The sequence below is a fragment of the Rhodococcus rhodnii NBRC 100604 genome, from assembly GCF_001894925.1.
GTDB classification, from domain to species: domain Bacteria; phylum Actinomycetota; class Actinomycetes; order Mycobacteriales; family Mycobacteriaceae; genus Rhodococcus_F; species Rhodococcus_F rhodnii.
This window is the reverse complement of the sequence record NZ_BCXD01000006.1, coordinates 55,577-70,239: the sequence shown is the minus strand read 5'-3', so window position 1 is coordinate 70,239 and position 14,663 is coordinate 55,577. Positions and strand designations below refer to the sequence as shown.

Below are 14,663 nucleotides of genomic sequence, written 5' to 3'. Positions count from 1 at the left end.
AATAGGCGGCAAGCCGCTCGCGCGCGAGTTTCCGGTCCAGCGGCCGGAAACTCACTCACAAGCGCGAAGCGCCTCCAGGTCGCGGCGTTACGCTTCTCGTCATGTCTCCAACCACCGGGGCGCCACGATCACGCCTCAGGATTCTCGTCGCGCTCGCAATCACCGCGCTGCTCGCGCTGACGCTCGCGGCGTGTGGTGGCTCGTCGGACGACGACACGTCCACGGCCGCCCCGGCACCGACCGACCTCTGTGCGCCACCCGGACTCGCCTCGGCGCAGGGCCTACCGCCGAACCTGGACGAGGGCGCAGCCCAACAGCAGGAAGACCGCTACACGACGCCCGACGTCACGCCGCTCGACCAGATCGACACGGCGAACCTCGGACTCGCGACGCCGGGCGTCCTCACCGTCGGCACCCTCTCCGACGCACCGCCGAGCATCTGCGTCGACTCCTCCGGCACGTTCACCGGCTTCGACAACGAACTGCTGCGCGCCGTCGGTGAGAAGCTCGGCCTGCAGGTGAACTTCGTCGGCACCGAGTTCGCCGGCCTGCTCGCGCAGGTCGCCGGCGGCCGCTTCGACGCCGGCTCGTCGTCCATCACCACGACCGACGAGCGCCGCAACACGGTCGGCTTCACCAACGGCTACGACTTCGGCTACTTCTCGCTCGTCGTCCCGAACGGCAGCCCCATCCAGGGCTTCGCCGATCTGTCCGAAGGCAGCCGCATCGGCGTCGTGCAGGGCACGGTCCAGGACGAGTACGTCAGCAACACGCTGGGCCTGGACGCCGTGAAGTTCCCCGACTACGCGACGGCCTACGCGAACCTCAAGACCGGCCAGATCGCCGCGTGGGTCGCCCCGTCGCAGCAGGCCGAGGGCGCCATCGCACCCGGCGACCCCGCGTCGATCGTCGAGAACACGTTCAGCGTCAACAACTACGTCGGGTGGGCCGTCGCGCGCGAGAACCAGCCGCTCGCCGACGCCCTCAACTCCGGCCTCGACGCCGTCGTCGAGGACGGCACGTGGTCGCAGCTCTACACCGACTGGGTGCCGCGCGAGCTGCCCGAGGGCTGGAAGCCCGGCAGCAAGGCAGCCCCCGAACCCGAGCTCCCGGACTTCGGCGCGATCGCCGAGGAGAACGCGAGCGCCGAGGGCACCCCCACGGCCGTGGCACCGAAGTCGACACTCGAGCAGCTGCGCGACACGTTCTTCGACTGGGAGCTCTACAAGCAGGCGTTCCCGGATCTGATCAAAACCGGTCTGCCCAACACGCTGATCCTCGCGCTCACCTCGGGCATCGCCGGCACGATCATCGGCATGCTGCTCGCCGTCGCGGGCATCTCCCGAACCCGTTGGCTGCGCTGGCCCGCCCGCATCTACACCGACATCTTCCGCGGCCTGCCCGCCGTCGTCATCATCCTGCTCGTCGGCCTCGGCATCGGCCCGGTCGTGCAGGGCCTGACGGGCAACAACCCGTACTGGCTCGGTGCCGCCGCGCTCTCGCTCCTCGCGTCCGCGTACATCGGCGAGATCTTCCGATCCGGCATCCAGAGCGTCGAGGCCGGACAGCTCGAGGCGGCGCGCGCGCTCGGCTTCAGCTATCGCCGCTCGATGGCGCTCGTCGTCATCCCGCAGGGTGTGCGGCGCGTCCTACCGGCGCTGATGAATCAGTTCATCTCGCTCATCAAGGACTCGTCACTCATCTACTTCCTGGGTCTGCTCGCGAGCCAGCGTGAGCTGTTCGCCGTCGGCCGCGACCTCAACGCCCAGACCGGCAACCTGTCGCCGCTCGTCGCGGCGGGCCTGTTCTACCTCGTGATGACGGTGCCGCTCACCCACCTCGTCAACTACATCGACAACCGACTGCGCACCGGCCGCGAAGATCGCTCGGGTGCCGACCCGGTCGAACAGAACATCGCGGTCGAGAGGGGCTGACCAATGAACGCAACCGACAAGACCCCGGCAGCACCCGACGTCGACTCGGTGTCGCTGACCGGCACCGACCTGCACCTCGCGTTCGGACGCAACAAGGTGCTGCGCGGCGTCGACATCCACGTCGACGCCGGGCACGCCGTCACTGTCATCGGGCCGTCGGGCTCGGGCAAGTCGACGCTGCTGCGCGTCCTCAACCGGCTGCACGAGCCGGACCAGGGCGACATCGCGCTCGACGGACGCTCGGTGCTGAAGGACGATCCGGACGCACTGCGTCAGCGCATCGGCATGGTGTTCCAGCATTTCAACCTGTTTCCGCACATGACGGTCGCCGACAACGTCGCGCTCGCGCCGCGCAAGCTCAAGAACATGTCCAAGGAGCAGTCGCGGGCGCTCGCGCTCGAACAGCTCGAGCTCGTCGGGCTCACCGCGAAGGCCGATTCGCGGCCCGGCAACCTCTCGGGCGGTCAGCAGCAGCGCGTCGCGATCGCCCGCGCCCTCGCGATGAAGCCGCAGGTCATGTTCTTCGACGAAGCGACCTCCGCGCTCGATCCTGAGCTCGTCAAGGGAATCCTCGCCGTCATGGCCGATCTGGCACGCGGCGGCATGACGATGGTCGTCGTCACGCACGAGATGGGCTTCGCGAAGCAGGTCTCCGACACCGTGCTGTTCATGGACCACGGCGCCGTCGTCGAAACCGGCGAACCGGCCACCCTCTTCGAGGCACCGGAAACCGCACGGCTGCAACAGTTCCTGTCGGAAGTGTTGTGACGGGCGGCGCAGGCCGCCGGGCTCGGTGAGTTCGAGCGGCCTGCGCATAGTCCCGCGCGGGCCGCGGCCCGAAACCTAGACTCGGACATGGAACCTTCGCCACCAGGTCCGAGGGGCGCCATGACCCACATCCAGTTGCTCGGCACCGGCGGGACGATCGCGTCGCGCGGCTCCGGCGAGCGGGGCAGCGTCGCGAGCGTGTCGGTCGACGACTTCGTCTCGGCCGCGCCGGACGGCGTCGACGTGCGTGCCCGCAACGTCCTGACGACCGGGAGCTACCGGCTCGACCTCGCGGACCTGCGCGCGATCGCGGACGCCGTCGCCGAGGCCGCCGCGGATCCGGACGTCGTCGGGATCGTCGTCACGCACGGTACCGACACGATGGAGGAGACGGCGTTCCTCCTCGATCTCGTGCACGAGAGCCCGATTCCCGTCGTGCTCACCGGCGCGCAGCGACCCGCCGACGCCGCGGACTCCGACGGGCCGCGCAACGTCCGCGACGCCGTCGCCGTCGCCGCGACCCCACAGCTCCGCGGCCTGGGTGCGGCGATCGTGTTCGACGGCGTCGTCCGCTCGGCGCGCGGCGTCCGCAAGGCGCACACGATCGCGAGCGATCCGTTCGACGGCGGGACCGTCGTCGCGCACCTCGAGGGCGAGGCCGTCCGCGTCGCCGCACTGCCGGTGCGCCGGCCGCCGCTTCCCGGACCGGGCCCCCGCTTCGACGGCACCCGAGTCGACATCGTCACCGCCTACCCCGGTGCCCGGCCCGATCTGCTGCACGCGGCGGTCGAGGCGGGGGCCGAGGCCGTCGTGCTCGCCGGCACGGGTACCGGCAACGCCGGACCGGGTTTCGTCGAGGCCGTGGCCGACCTGACCGCACGCGGCACGCCGGTCGTCCTCTCGACCCGCGTCTCGTCGGGGCCTGTCGTCCCCACCTACGGCAACGGCGGCGGTGTCGACCTCGTCGCCGCGGGCGCGATCGCGTCCGGCGACCTCGGCGCGTTCCAGTCGCGCATCCTCGCCGCCCTGGTCCTGTCCACCACACCCGGTCACGCCGCGCTGCGTGACGCATTCGGCATCTCACCCTCCCGAGGAGGAACAGCATGAGCAAGAAGATCTACGTCTCGATCGGTATCGACGTCGATGCCGTCGGCGGCTGGCTCGGTTCGTACGGCGGCGAGGACTCGCCGGGCGACATCTCGCGAGGGATGTTCGCGGGCGAGGTGGGCGTGCCCCGGTTGCTCACGCTCGCACAGCGTTTCGACATCCCCGTCACATGGTTCTGGCCCGGCCACTCCATCGAGACGTTCCCCGACGAGTTCGACGCGACCGTCGCCGCGGGCCACGAGATCGGCACCCACGGCTACAGCCACGAGAATCCGATCTCGATGACGCGGGAGCAGGAGACCGAGATCCTCGACTACTGCACCGATCTCGTCACGCGGCGCACCGGGACCGAGCCCGTGGGGTACGTCGCGCCGTGGTGGGAGTTCTCACCGGTGACCAACGAGATCCTGCTCGAACGTGGCTACCTGTACGACCATTCGCTCATGCACGACGATCACACGCCGTACTACGTCAGGGTCGGCGACAGCTGGACCAAGATCGACTACGACGCGCAGTCGGCCCGCGAGTGGATGAAACCACTCGTCCGCGGCGAGGAAACGGAGCTCGTCGAGATTCCCGCATCGTGGTATCTCGACGACCTTCCGCCGATGCTGTACATCAAGTCGAGCCCCAACAGCCACGGGTTCGTCTCGCCCCAGGTCATCGAGCAACTGTGGCGCGACCAGTTCGACTGGGTGCACCGCGAGATGGACTACGCCGTCTTCCCGATCACGATCCATCCCGACGTCTCGGGTCGCCCGCAGAACCTGCTCATGCTCGAAAGGTTCATCGAGCACATGTCCTCGCACGACGGCGTCGAGTTCGCGTTCATGAAGGACGTCGCACGCGACTTCACCGAGCGGTTCCCGCGCACCTGAGCGCCGATCAGGGCGACAGCAACGGCCCGCGGGCGACGACGTCCTCGATCGTGACGTCGACCGGCTCGCCGACGAGCGGGGCGACCGCGGCACGGATCTGCTCGGCGACGTCGTGGAGCGGGCCGTCGGGATACGCCGTGACGTGCACCTGGGCACCGGGATACGAGAGCCGGACGCCCTCCACGCGACGGCCCGGCAGGTAGGTGGCGACCTCGCCGAACTTCCCGCCGTGGAGCGCCGCGACGGAACCCACGGCGAGCACCGCGGCCGCGACGCGATCGGCGGTGTCGTCCATGTCGCTCCCCTCGGTGGCTCGCCGCGATCGTATCGGCTCGGACCATCGGTTCGGGCTATCGGTGCGATTGCCCGCACGTCTTGGACGCCGTCCACCACCGGTCGCTACCTTGACGATCGTGAGGACGTGACCCACGCAACACGTGCCGTGTTCGCGGGGTCGCCCCACACGACCGCACAACACGACCGCGAGGAGACACCGCCGATGGACACCGGCCCCGACGACGTCGTGCGCGCGAGCACCGACGGGCACGTCACGACGTGGACGATCGACCTGCCCGAGACGCGCAACCCGATCTCCGGCGAGGCCGTCGTCTCGCGGCTCGTGGAACTCGTCGACGCGGCGAACGCCGACGTGAACACCCGCGTCGTCGTCCTCACCGGCGCGGGCAGCGCGTTCTCGGCGGGCGGCAACGTCAAGGACATGGCCGACCGCGCCGGCATGTTCGGCGGTACGCCGCGTGAACTCCGCGACGGCTACCGCGGCGGCATCCAGCGCATCCCGCTCGCGATGGCGAAACTCGAGGTGCCCGCGATCGCGGCAGTCAACGGGGCCGCCGTCGGCGCGGGCTGCGATCTGACGCTGATGTGCGACATGCGCATCGCATCCACCTCGGCGTTCTTCGCCGAGAGCTTCGTCAAGCTCGGCATCGTCCCGGGCGACGGCGGCGCATGGCTGCTGCCGCGCGCCGTCGGGCCCGCGCGGGCCGCCGAGATGGCGTTCACCGGCGATCGCGTCGACGCCCACACCGCGCTCGAGTGGGGGCTCGTCTCGCAGGTCACCGAGCCCGACGACCTCATGGATGCCGCGTACGCCCTCGCCGCCCGCGTCGCCGTCAACCCGCCCCACACGCTGCGGATGACGAAGAAGCTGCTCCGCGAATCCGAGAAGCAGGACCTCGCGAGCGCGCTCGAACTCGCCGCGGCGCTGCAGGCCATCTCGCATCACACCGACGATCACCGCGAAGCGCTCGCAGCGATGCTGGGCAAGCGCGCAGCGACGTTCATCGGCCGCTGACCGACACCGACAGGAGAACGCCTTGAAGCGCACCCTCTTTCGAGACGAGCACGACGAATTCCGCAGCATGGTCCGGGACTTCATCGCCCGTGAGGTCGTCCCGCAACGCGAGAAATGGGACGACCTCGGCCGTCCCGACCGCGACTTCTTCCGTCGGCTCGGCGAACTCGGCATCCTCGGTATCCAGGTGCCGGAGGAGTACGGTGGCGGCGGCGAGGCCAGCTTCGCGTACTCGGCGATCGTGTTCGAGGAGGTCGCTCGCGCGGGCGTCTCGTTCGGCTCCTACACGGTGCACTGCTGCCTGATCCTGCCGTACCTGCTCGAGTACGGGACCGAGGAGCAGAAGACGCGCTGGCTTCCCACGTTCGCGTCGGGCGATCTGATGACGGCCATCGCGATGACCGAGCCCGGCGCCGGCTCGGACCTCGCGGGCATCACGACGTCCGCGAAGCTCTCCGAGGACGGCAGCGAATGGATCGTCAACGGCGCCAAGACGTTCATCACCGGCGGCGTCACCGCCGACCTGATCCTCACGGTGTGCCGGACTGCGCCGTACGACCCGGAGAACCGCCGCGCGGGCCTGTCGATCATCGCCGTGCCCACCGACAGCCCGGGCTTCGGCGTCGGCCGCACGCTCGACAAGCTCGGTCTGCACCAGCAGGACACCGCGGAGCTGTCGTACAACGATGTCCGGGTTCCCGTCGACAACCTCCTGGGCGAGGAGGGCAGTGGCTTCTCGTATCTCACCCACAATCTGCCGCAGGAGCGGCTCAGCATCGCGCTCAACGCCGTCGCCCAGGCCGAGGCCGCGATCGAGCACGCGACCGCATACGTCAAGGAGCGCACCGTCTTCGGCAAGCCCGTCGCGTCGTTCCAGAACTCGAAGTTCGTGATCGCCGAGTGCATCACCGAGACCACGGCGGCACGCGTGTTCGCCGATCACTGCCTCGGCCTGCTCGACGCGGGTGAGCTCACCGTCGCCGAGGCCGCGATGGCGAAACTGCACTGCACCGAGACGGCGGCTCGGGTGATCGACAAGTGCCTCCAATTGCACGGCGGCTACGGCTACATCACCGAATACCCGATCGCCCGGCTCTACGCCGACACCCGCGTGACCCGCATCTACGGCGGCACCAGCGAGGTCATGAAGACGATCGTCGCCAAGAACGCGGGGCTGTGAGCCGTGTACCCCGGAGTCCACGCCGCCCGCACACCCGACAAGCCCGCCGTCGTCGAGGCCGACACCGGACGGGTCGTCACCTACCGCGAACTCGAGGACGGCTCGATCCGGTTCGGCCACTGGCTGCGTGATCGCGGCCTCGGCGTCGGCGATCACATCGCGGTGCTGGCCGTGAACGACGCCCGTGCGTACGAGCTGTACTGGGGCGCGATCCGCAGCGGCATGTACATCACCTTCGTCAACACACACCTCGGCGCCGACGAGGCCGCGTACATCGTCGACGACTGCGGCGCAGCGGTGTTCGTCGCCTCTGCCGCACTCGTCGACCTCGCCACCGAGGTCGCGAACCGTGCTACCGGAGTGCGCGAGCGCGTCGCGATCGGCGGCACGCTCCCCGGCTTCGCGCGCTACGAGGACGTGATCGGGCGCTTCCCCGCAATCGCAGCGGACGACCAGCCGCGCGGCACCGACATGCTCTACTCGTCGGGCACGACCGGCAGGCCCAAGGGCATCACGCCCGCACTGACCGGACGACAGGTGGGCGACGAACCGGGCCCGCACGTCACCGAGATGATGCGACGGCGCTTCGGATTCGATTCCGACAGCGTTTATTTCGCTCCGTCGCCCGTCTATCACGCAGCACCGCTGCGGTACGGCGCGGGCGCGCTCGCGCTCGGCGGCACCGTCGTCATGGCGAAGCGCTTCGACGCTGAGCAGTGCCTCGACGTGATCGAGCGGTACGGCGTCACCCACAGTCAGTGGATGCCCACGCATTTCGTCCGGATGCTGCGCCTGCCCGACGACGTACGCGCACACTACGACGTCGCCACGCTGCGAGTCGCGATCCACGCCGCCGCGCCGTGCCCGGTCGACGTCAAACGCGCGATGCTCGACTGGTGGGGCGAGGTGATCCACGAGTACTACTCGTCGACGGAATCGATCGGCATCACCGTCATCTCGCCGGAGGAGTGGCGCGCCAAACCCGGCAGCGTCGGGCGTGGCGCACCGTACGGCACCGGAATCCTGCACGTGTGCGGCGAGGACGGGGCCGAGCTGCCCGCCGGCGAGATCGGGCTGATCTACTTCGAGCGCAACGACTACACCTTCGAATATCACGGCGATCCGGTGAAGACGGCGGAGGCGCATCACCCGGATCGTCCGACGTGGCGCACGAACGGCGACATCGGTTACGTCGACGAGGACGGCTATCTCTTCCTCACCGATCGCGCGAAGTTCACGATCATCTCGGGCGGCGTCAACATCTACCCGCAGGAGATCGAGAACGTCCTGACCTTCCATCCCCGCGTCGACGACGTCGCGGTGGTCGGCGTTCCCGACGACGAGATGGGCCAGCGCGTCGTCGCGTTCGTTGCGCCGCGCGAGAACGATTCCGCAGGACCGGAACTCGAACACGAACTGATCGAGTACTGCCGCGCGTCGCTCGCGCGGTTCAAGGCGCCCCGCGCCGTCGAGTTCGTCGATTCGCTCCCGCGCACGCCCACCGGCAAGCTCGTCAAGGGCGCACTCGCGGAGCTCTACGCACGCAAGGAGGGAGTCTCGTGACGAGAACGGTCCCCGCGGCACTTCCCGAGAGCGAGGCTCTCACCACACTGCGTCACGAGGTCAGGGATTTCCTCACCGCCGAGATCGCGCGCGGCACCTTCACACCCGGCGTCGACACCTGGCTGACGCAGTGGGATCCGGAGTTCACACGGGCCCTCGCCGAGCGGGGCTGGATCGGCATGACGATCCCCACCGAGTACGGGGGGCACGGCCGGACGTTCCTCGAACGCTACGTCGTGACCGAGGAGCTGCTCGCGGTCGGTGCGCCTGTCGCGGCGCAGTGGGTCGCCGACCGGCAGGCGGCACCGTCGCTGCTGAAGTTCGGCACCGAGGCGCAGAAACAGCGGTTCCTGCCCGGCATCGCGCGCGGCGAGATCTCCTGGGCCATCGGCATGTCCGAGCCCGACTCCGGCTCCGACCTCGCGTCGGTGCGGACGAAGGCGACGCGCGTCGACGGCGGCTGGCGGGTCGACGGCACGAAACTCTGGACGTCCGGGGCACACCACGCCGACGCGTTCTTCGCGCTCGCCCGCACCGCGCCGCTCGACCCGGCGCATCGCCACGACGGGCTGAGCCAGTTCGTCGTGCTGCTCGATTCGCCCGGCGTGACGATCCGGCCGATCCTCACGATGTCGGGCGATCATCACTTCAACGAAGTGCACCTGGACGGCGTGTTCGTGCCGGACGACCTCGTCCTCGGCACGATCGGCGACGGCTGGCATCAGGTCACCTCGGAACTCGGCTACGAACGCAGCGGACCCGAACGCGTGCTCTCGACGTTCGCGCTGCTCGCGGCGACGGCCGAGGAGATGCGGCTCGGCACCGTGCCCACCGACTCCCGGCTCGGCCGGGAGACGGCACGCGTGCACGCGCTGCGACGGATGTCGTTCGGTGTCGCGGGCGCGCTCGCTCGCGGTGAGAACGCCGATCTCGCGGCGTCCGTCGTGAAGATCCTCGGTACCGGGACCGAGGGTGACATCGCCGAGCTGGCCGACGACGTACGGCCCGGCGCAGACGATTCCGACGAGTTCGGTGCGCTCGTGCGTGCCGGCGTCATGCAGCGTCCCGGATTCACGTTGCGCGGCGGGACGAGCGAGATTCTGCGCGGGGTGCTCGCGCGGGGATTGGGGATGCGGTGACGGTCCAGGTCGAGTCGCGACACGACGAGCAGCGCGAACTCCGCGCCATGCTCGGCGAACTGTTCGCCCGAGCGGAAGCCGCCGAGCCCGAGGCACTGTGGAAGACCCTCGACGAACTCGGACTCACCCGGCTCACGACGCCCGAGTCGGAAGGCGGCAGCGGCGGAACGTGGCACGACGCCGCCGTCCTGCTGTGGGCGGTCGGCGAGCACGCCGTGTCGCTGCCGATCGTCGAGAACGATCTGCTCGCGTCGCCGCTGCTCGCCGCCGCGGGGATGCCGTCGACCCCGGCCGTCCGCACCGTCGCACTGCTCGACGCCACGGGTACGGCGCCGGCCGTCGCGTTCGCGCGCGACGCCGAGCGGATCGTCGCGGTCCGCGAGACCGGCAGCGGGTACGCCGTCGCCGATCTCGAGCGTGGCGACGTCGACGTCACGCCGGGCCGCGACCACGCCGGTGAGCCGAGTGATCGGGTCGTCGTGCCCACCACCGTCTCGTCCGACGCCTGGCACGCCGTCGACACGGCCGCCGTGCGGGCCCTGCGCTACAGCGGCGCCCTCGCGCGGACGGTGCAGATCGCCGGGGCGCTCGATGCGATCACTCACCTCGTCGTCGAACACACCACGACGCGAACGCAGTTCGGCAGGCCGATCGCCCGCTTCCAGGCGGTGCAGTTCATGGCCGCCGACATCGCCGCCGAGGCCGCGCTCGCCCGCGCGAGCGCCGAGGCCGCGATCGACGCGGCGAGCCGTCACGGCGTGAGCGACGACCGCACGACGTTCGCGATCGCGTCCGCGGCCTCCGTCACGGGCCACGCGGCGTCGCTCGTGGCGCGCACGGCGCATCAGGCGTTCGGGGCGATCGGCTTCACCCAGGAGCACAGCGTCCACCGCTACACGACGCGCGCGCTTGCATGGCGCAGCGACTTCGGGTCGGTCCGCAGCTGGGACGACGAGGTCACGGCCCGCGCCGTCGAGGCGGGACGCACCGGGCTGTGGGGGCTGCTGACCGCGACGTGATCCGCCGGCCCGATCGGCAGGGGATCAGGACGCCGCTGCCGCAGCGAGGGCCGCGGCCAGTTCGCGGGGACGGCTCCACATGGGCCAGTGCCCGGTCGGGAGGTCGACGAACTCGACCTGCTCGAGGTTCGCCACCTCGGCGAACATGGGATGGCCCGAAGCTGCCGATTCCTTCACCCGAGAGCTCGGGATCGAACAGCACACGAGCGTGGCCGGGACCGCCAGGCGTGCATCGTCGGTGAGTGTCACCTGCCCGCGCACCACGGGACCGGGTTCCGGAACGGCCCTTGCACGGAAGCGTTCGAGTGCGTCGGCGCTCAGGCCCTCGAGGCTCACCTGCTCGCCGAGTTCGTCGAAGGACGGCAGGGGTAACTCGTCCACGTCCGCGTCCTGGGCGAAGACGCTGCCGGACGCGGCGGGCCCGCTGTCGACCCACACCACGCGGCGGACGAGCTTCGGATGCCGGTCGAGCACGATGCTCACCGGGGCGTTGGCGCCGCTGTGGGCCACGAGGACCACCGGCTCGGCCTCGGAAGCGCCGGCGTCGGTCATGGTCTGCTCGATCGCGGCCTTCTGGTCGTCGAGCGTCCGGGACGCCCGCTCGGGATCATCGGCGTCGAGGCCGGGAAGCGTCATCGGGACGGCACGCCATCCGTCGGTGGTCAGCCGGTCGCGCACCTCGTCCCATGCCCATGCGCCCAGCCAATGGCCGGGGATCAGGATGATGGTGGGGGTGTTCGTGTTCGTCGTCATGTTCCGATACTCGCAATCCCCCCGGACAGCGGCATGTCACTATTTCTGACATGTTTTCTCGGCGGCCGACATGAAGCGCGCGGAACGGCTTCACGCCCTGTCGGAGATGCTGCGCCGCAGCGGGCCGCGCGGATGTACCGCCGAGCGCCTGGCCGACGAGTTCGGCGTGTCGGTTCGGACGGTCAAGCGAGACCTCACGGCACTCGAGAACAGCGGTGCGCCGCTCTGGTCGCGTCCGGGCCCGGGCGGGGGCTACGGGCTGGTCGCGCGCGGCACCCTGCCGCCGGTGAGCCTGACCCCGGTGCAGGCGGTGGCGCTCCTCGCGGCGGTCTCCGCCGCGACCGACGCCCCCTACGCCGATCTCGCTTCGGCGGGTGTCCGGAAGATCATGGACGTCCTCGATCCGCCGACCCGCGCGAAGGCCGACGAGTTGGCCGCTCGTATCTGGGTGGACGCGCCCGCCACTCCGCGCAGAATCAGGTCTGCGCTGGAGGACGCCATGGCCGAGCAACGTGTCGTCCGTATCCGCTACGTCTCCCGTGACGGTGACGACACGACCCGTGACGTCGAGCCGATGATGTTCGCCGCCACGAACGGCCGGTGGTACCTGGTCGGCTGGTGCAGGCTGCGCGACGCCGTACGGTGGTTCGTCGTGTCCCGGATCGAGTACGCCAGGGCGACGACGATGGCCTGCAGCGGCCACGGCATCGACGAGATCGGCGCGCCCCCAACCACAGCGAAACCCGTCAACGGCTGAGTTCAGTCCGGCGATGCGGACGCGTTCTGCAGATACGGCCGAACGGCGTCGACGAGGGCGTGCGGCCGCTCCGCCGTCGGCAGCGGCTCCACGAGGGTGACGGTGACGCCGAGCGCGGCGGCCGCGCCGTCCGCCTCCTCGCTGTCACCGACCATGAGGGTGCGCTGCGGATCGGCGCCGAGCCGGTCGAGCGCGATCTCGAAGATCCGCAGGTCGGGCTTCACGGCACCGACCTGGAAGGACAGCACGAAGGTGTCGACCCACCGGTCCCAGCCCCGTTCGGCGAACGCCGGCCGCGGATCGAACGCGATGTTGCTCAGCACCGCCGTCCGCATGCCCTTCTCGTGCACCTCCCGCAGCACGTCGCCAGTGTCGGGGTACGGCGTCCAGCCGTCGGGGTCGACGAGCAGCCCGTACAACTCGTCGCGCGCGGTGGCGTCGGCGATCCCCGAATGCGCGAGCACGTGCTGGTAGGCGCGGCGGTGCAGCGCCGGATCGAGGTCGCGGTTCTCCCACGCGTACGCGTCGTCGCCCTCCATCGGCACGCTGCGGCCGACCGGCGCCGTGACGCGCCGCATGATCTCGGCACGATGTGCGTCGTCCATCGGTGTGCCGTCGGCGTCGACGAACAACCGGCTCCACGACGGCTTCGCCTCGAGCCGGAAGAGCGTCCCCGAGAAGTCGAACAGGACGGCGTGCAGCGGTGCGGTGCCCATGCCCCGAGAGTAGGGGCTGGTGGCGCTCGACGAGAGTCGCGTTCGTCCCCCGCGTCGGCCGTGCCGCGATAACGTCGGGGCATGGCCGACATCACCGACCTGATCATGGAGGACCACGCGTGGTTCCGTGAGCAGTTCGCCCGGCTGGATCTGCTCCGGGGCGACGCCGCGTCCGACGCCGAGGCGCTGCACACCGTCTGGCGTCCGCTCGCCGATCGGCTCGACCTGCACGCCGCGGCCGAAGAGGAGATCTTCTACCCGCAGCTGCTGCGGGTCGGCGAGGAGGACCCCGCGGCCGAGACGCTCGATGCGATCGGCGACCACAACGACATCCGCGACGGGGTGCGCGACGCCGACGCGGCCCCGATCGGCGGCGACGCATGGTGGGACGGCGTCACCCGCACGCGCCTCGCGAACGACGAGCACATGGCGGAGGAGGAGCGCGAAGGGCTCGCCGATTTCCGGCGCACCGCCGCGGCCGGGCTCCGCGAGTCGCTCGGCCGGCGGTTCACCACCTACTTCGAACAGCACCCTCACGCCGAGACGGTGCGCCGCGATCTCGACCCCGAGACGTACGTCGACACCGTGGAGAACGCACTCGACCGCACCACCGAGGACCCGTCGCTCGGTATCGGTAGCCTCAGAGCCGTCGGCGGGTTCCGCGACACCGACTCGCTCGAATCGGCAGGAAACACGAAAGGACCGGGACCGCAGTGACTCCCTCGAACCACCTCCTCCGCGAACACGCCCCCATCCCCGAACTCGCGTGGGAGGCGATCGACGACGAGGCCCGCGAACGGCTCACGCCGATCCTCGCGGCCCGCAAGCTCGCCGAATGGAACAGCACGGGTGGGTGGCGGAGCAGCGCCATCGACCTCGGGCGCACGTCGATCGTCGAGTCACTGCCCATCGGCATCACGAACACCGACGTCCGCGTCAAGCAGCGCCGGGTGCAGCCGCTCGTCGAGGTGCGCGTCCCGTTCACCGTCGACCGCGACGAGATCGGCGACGTCCAGCGCGGCGCCACCAATCCCGACTTCGACGACCTCGCCCGCGCCGCGCGCCAGGCCGCCGAGATCGAGAACGGCGCCGTCTTCCACGGCTGGCCGGCGGCCGGCATCGCCGGGCTCACCGAGGCGTCCCCGTACGAGCCGATCGAACTCGGCGACGACTGCACCAAGTTCCCGCCGATCATCGCCCACGCCGTGAACGTGTTGCGCAACAACGGCATCGGTGGCCCCTACACGCTCGCGATCTCCGTCGAGGGATACACGCGCATCGTCGAGACCACCGAGCACGGCGGCTACCCGCTGTTCCAGCACCTGCAGCACATCCTCGGCGGGCAGATCCTGCGCGTGCCCGGCGTGCACGGCGGCGTCGTCGTCTCCGAACGCGGCGGCGACTTCACCCTCGACGTCGGCCAGGACCTGTCGGTCGGCTACACCCACCACGACTACGACGCGATCCACCTCTACATCGAGGAGTCGTTCACCTTCCGCGTCCACGAAGAAGACGCAGCGATCGAACTGGTGTGAGC

Annotated in this window: 15 protein-coding genes; 12 read left to right on the top strand and 3 right to left on the bottom strand. The window is 70.0% G+C overall.

Translation table 11 applies throughout. From position 1 onward, the window contains the following. Window positions 1-101 precede the first annotated feature (101 nt). The 4 genes from RR1_RS05815 to RR1_RS05800 all read left to right on the top strand — a co-directional run bounded on the left by RR1_RS05815 (window position 102) and on the right by RR1_RS05800 (window position 4,687). Window positions 102-1,934, top strand: a complete 1,833-nt coding sequence (locus tag RR1_RS05815; protein ID WP_010837831.1) for an ABC transporter substrate-binding protein/permease — start codon at window positions 102-104, stop codon at window positions 1,932-1,934. 3 nt (window positions 1,935-1,937) lie between these two features. Continuing rightward, window positions 1,938-2,702, top strand: coding sequence for an amino acid ABC transporter ATP-binding protein (locus RR1_RS05810; RefSeq protein ID WP_010837832.1), 765 nt, complete (start codon window positions 1,938-1,940; stop codon window positions 2,700-2,702). Between the two features lie 120 nt (window positions 2,703-2,822). Next, window positions 2,823-3,809 (top strand): asparaginase, encoded by a 987-nt coding sequence (locus RR1_RS05805; protein ID WP_010837833.1) that lies wholly within the window; start codon window positions 2,823-2,825, stop codon window positions 3,807-3,809. Beyond that, window positions 3,806-4,687, top strand: a complete 882-nt coding sequence (locus tag RR1_RS05800) for a polysaccharide deacetylase family protein (RefSeq protein WP_010837834.1) — start codon at window positions 3,806-3,808, stop codon at window positions 4,685-4,687. Before RR1_RS05805 ends, RR1_RS05800 begins: the two co-directional genes overlap by 4 nt. A gap of 7 nt (window positions 4,688-4,694) precedes the next feature. Here RR1_RS05800 and RR1_RS05795 read toward each other — a convergent pair whose 3' ends face one another. Further along, on the bottom strand, window positions 4,695-4,982 hold the full coding sequence (locus RR1_RS05795; RefSeq protein ID WP_040772784.1) for a hypothetical protein: 288 nt from the start codon (window positions 4,980-4,982) through the stop codon (window positions 4,695-4,697). A 204-nt stretch (window positions 4,983-5,186) separates the two neighbouring features. Between RR1_RS05795 and RR1_RS05790 the strand changes: the two genes are divergently transcribed. From RR1_RS05790 to RR1_RS05770, 5 genes are read left to right on the top strand one after another with little or no spacing between them, the layout of a single operon-like run. Beyond that, entirely contained in the window at window positions 5,187-5,999 is an 813-nt protein-coding gene (locus RR1_RS05790) for a crotonase/enoyl-CoA hydratase family protein (RefSeq protein WP_040772831.1), read from the top strand. Between the two features lie 22 nt (window positions 6,000-6,021). Beyond that, a complete protein-coding gene (locus RR1_RS05785) occupies window positions 6,022-7,179 on the top strand; it encodes an acyl-CoA dehydrogenase family protein (protein ID WP_010837836.1) in 1,158 nt (385 codons plus the stop codon). Window positions 7,180-7,182: 3 nt separating this feature from the next. Then, the gene (locus tag RR1_RS05780) at window positions 7,183-8,742 is read left to right on the top strand and encodes an acyl-CoA synthetase (RefSeq protein ID WP_010837837.1); all 1,560 of its coding nucleotides are present in this window, start codon (window positions 7,183-7,185) and stop codon (window positions 8,740-8,742) included. Then, window positions 8,739-9,881, top strand: coding sequence for an acyl-CoA dehydrogenase family protein (locus tag RR1_RS05775; RefSeq protein ID WP_010837838.1), 1,143 nt, complete (start codon window positions 8,739-8,741; stop codon window positions 9,879-9,881). Before RR1_RS05780 ends, RR1_RS05775 begins: the two co-directional genes overlap by 4 nt. After that, a complete protein-coding gene (locus RR1_RS05770; protein WP_010837839.1) occupies window positions 9,878-10,900 on the top strand; it encodes an acyl-CoA dehydrogenase family protein in 1,023 nt (340 codons plus the stop codon). Before RR1_RS05775 ends, RR1_RS05770 begins: the two co-directional genes overlap by 4 nt. A gap of 24 nt (window positions 10,901-10,924) precedes the next feature. Here the strand turns inward: RR1_RS05770 and RR1_RS05765 are convergent, their stop codons facing one another. After that, entirely contained in the window at window positions 10,925-11,653 is a 729-nt protein-coding gene (locus tag RR1_RS05765) for an alpha/beta fold hydrolase (protein WP_010837840.1), read from the bottom strand. 70 nt (window positions 11,654-11,723) lie between these two features. Here RR1_RS05765 and RR1_RS05760 point away from each other — a divergent pair, with 70 nt between their 5' ends. Beyond that, complete coding sequence (locus RR1_RS05760; protein ID WP_010837841.1) at window positions 11,724-12,410, top strand: helix-turn-helix transcriptional regulator; 687 nt, start codon at window positions 11,724-11,726, stop codon at window positions 12,408-12,410. Window positions 12,411-12,412: 2 nt separating this feature from the next. On the opposite strand, the gene RR1_RS05755 is transcribed toward RR1_RS05760, so the two are convergent. Beyond that, window positions 12,413-13,126 (bottom strand): HAD family hydrolase, encoded by a 714-nt coding sequence (locus tag RR1_RS05755; RefSeq protein ID WP_010837842.1) that lies wholly within the window; start codon window positions 13,124-13,126, stop codon window positions 12,413-12,415. A gap of 81 nt (window positions 13,127-13,207) precedes the next feature. Here RR1_RS05755 and RR1_RS05750 point away from each other — a divergent pair, with 81 nt between their 5' ends. Beyond that, on the top strand, window positions 13,208-13,843 hold the full coding sequence (locus tag RR1_RS05750) for a hemerythrin domain-containing protein (RefSeq protein WP_010837843.1): 636 nt from the start codon (window positions 13,208-13,210) through the stop codon (window positions 13,841-13,843). Beyond that, a complete protein-coding gene (locus RR1_RS05745; RefSeq protein WP_010837844.1) occupies window positions 13,840-14,661 on the top strand; it encodes a family 1 encapsulin nanocompartment shell protein in 822 nt (273 codons plus the stop codon). Before RR1_RS05750 ends, RR1_RS05745 begins: the two co-directional genes overlap by 4 nt. Window positions 14,662-14,663: the final 2 nt, after the last annotated feature.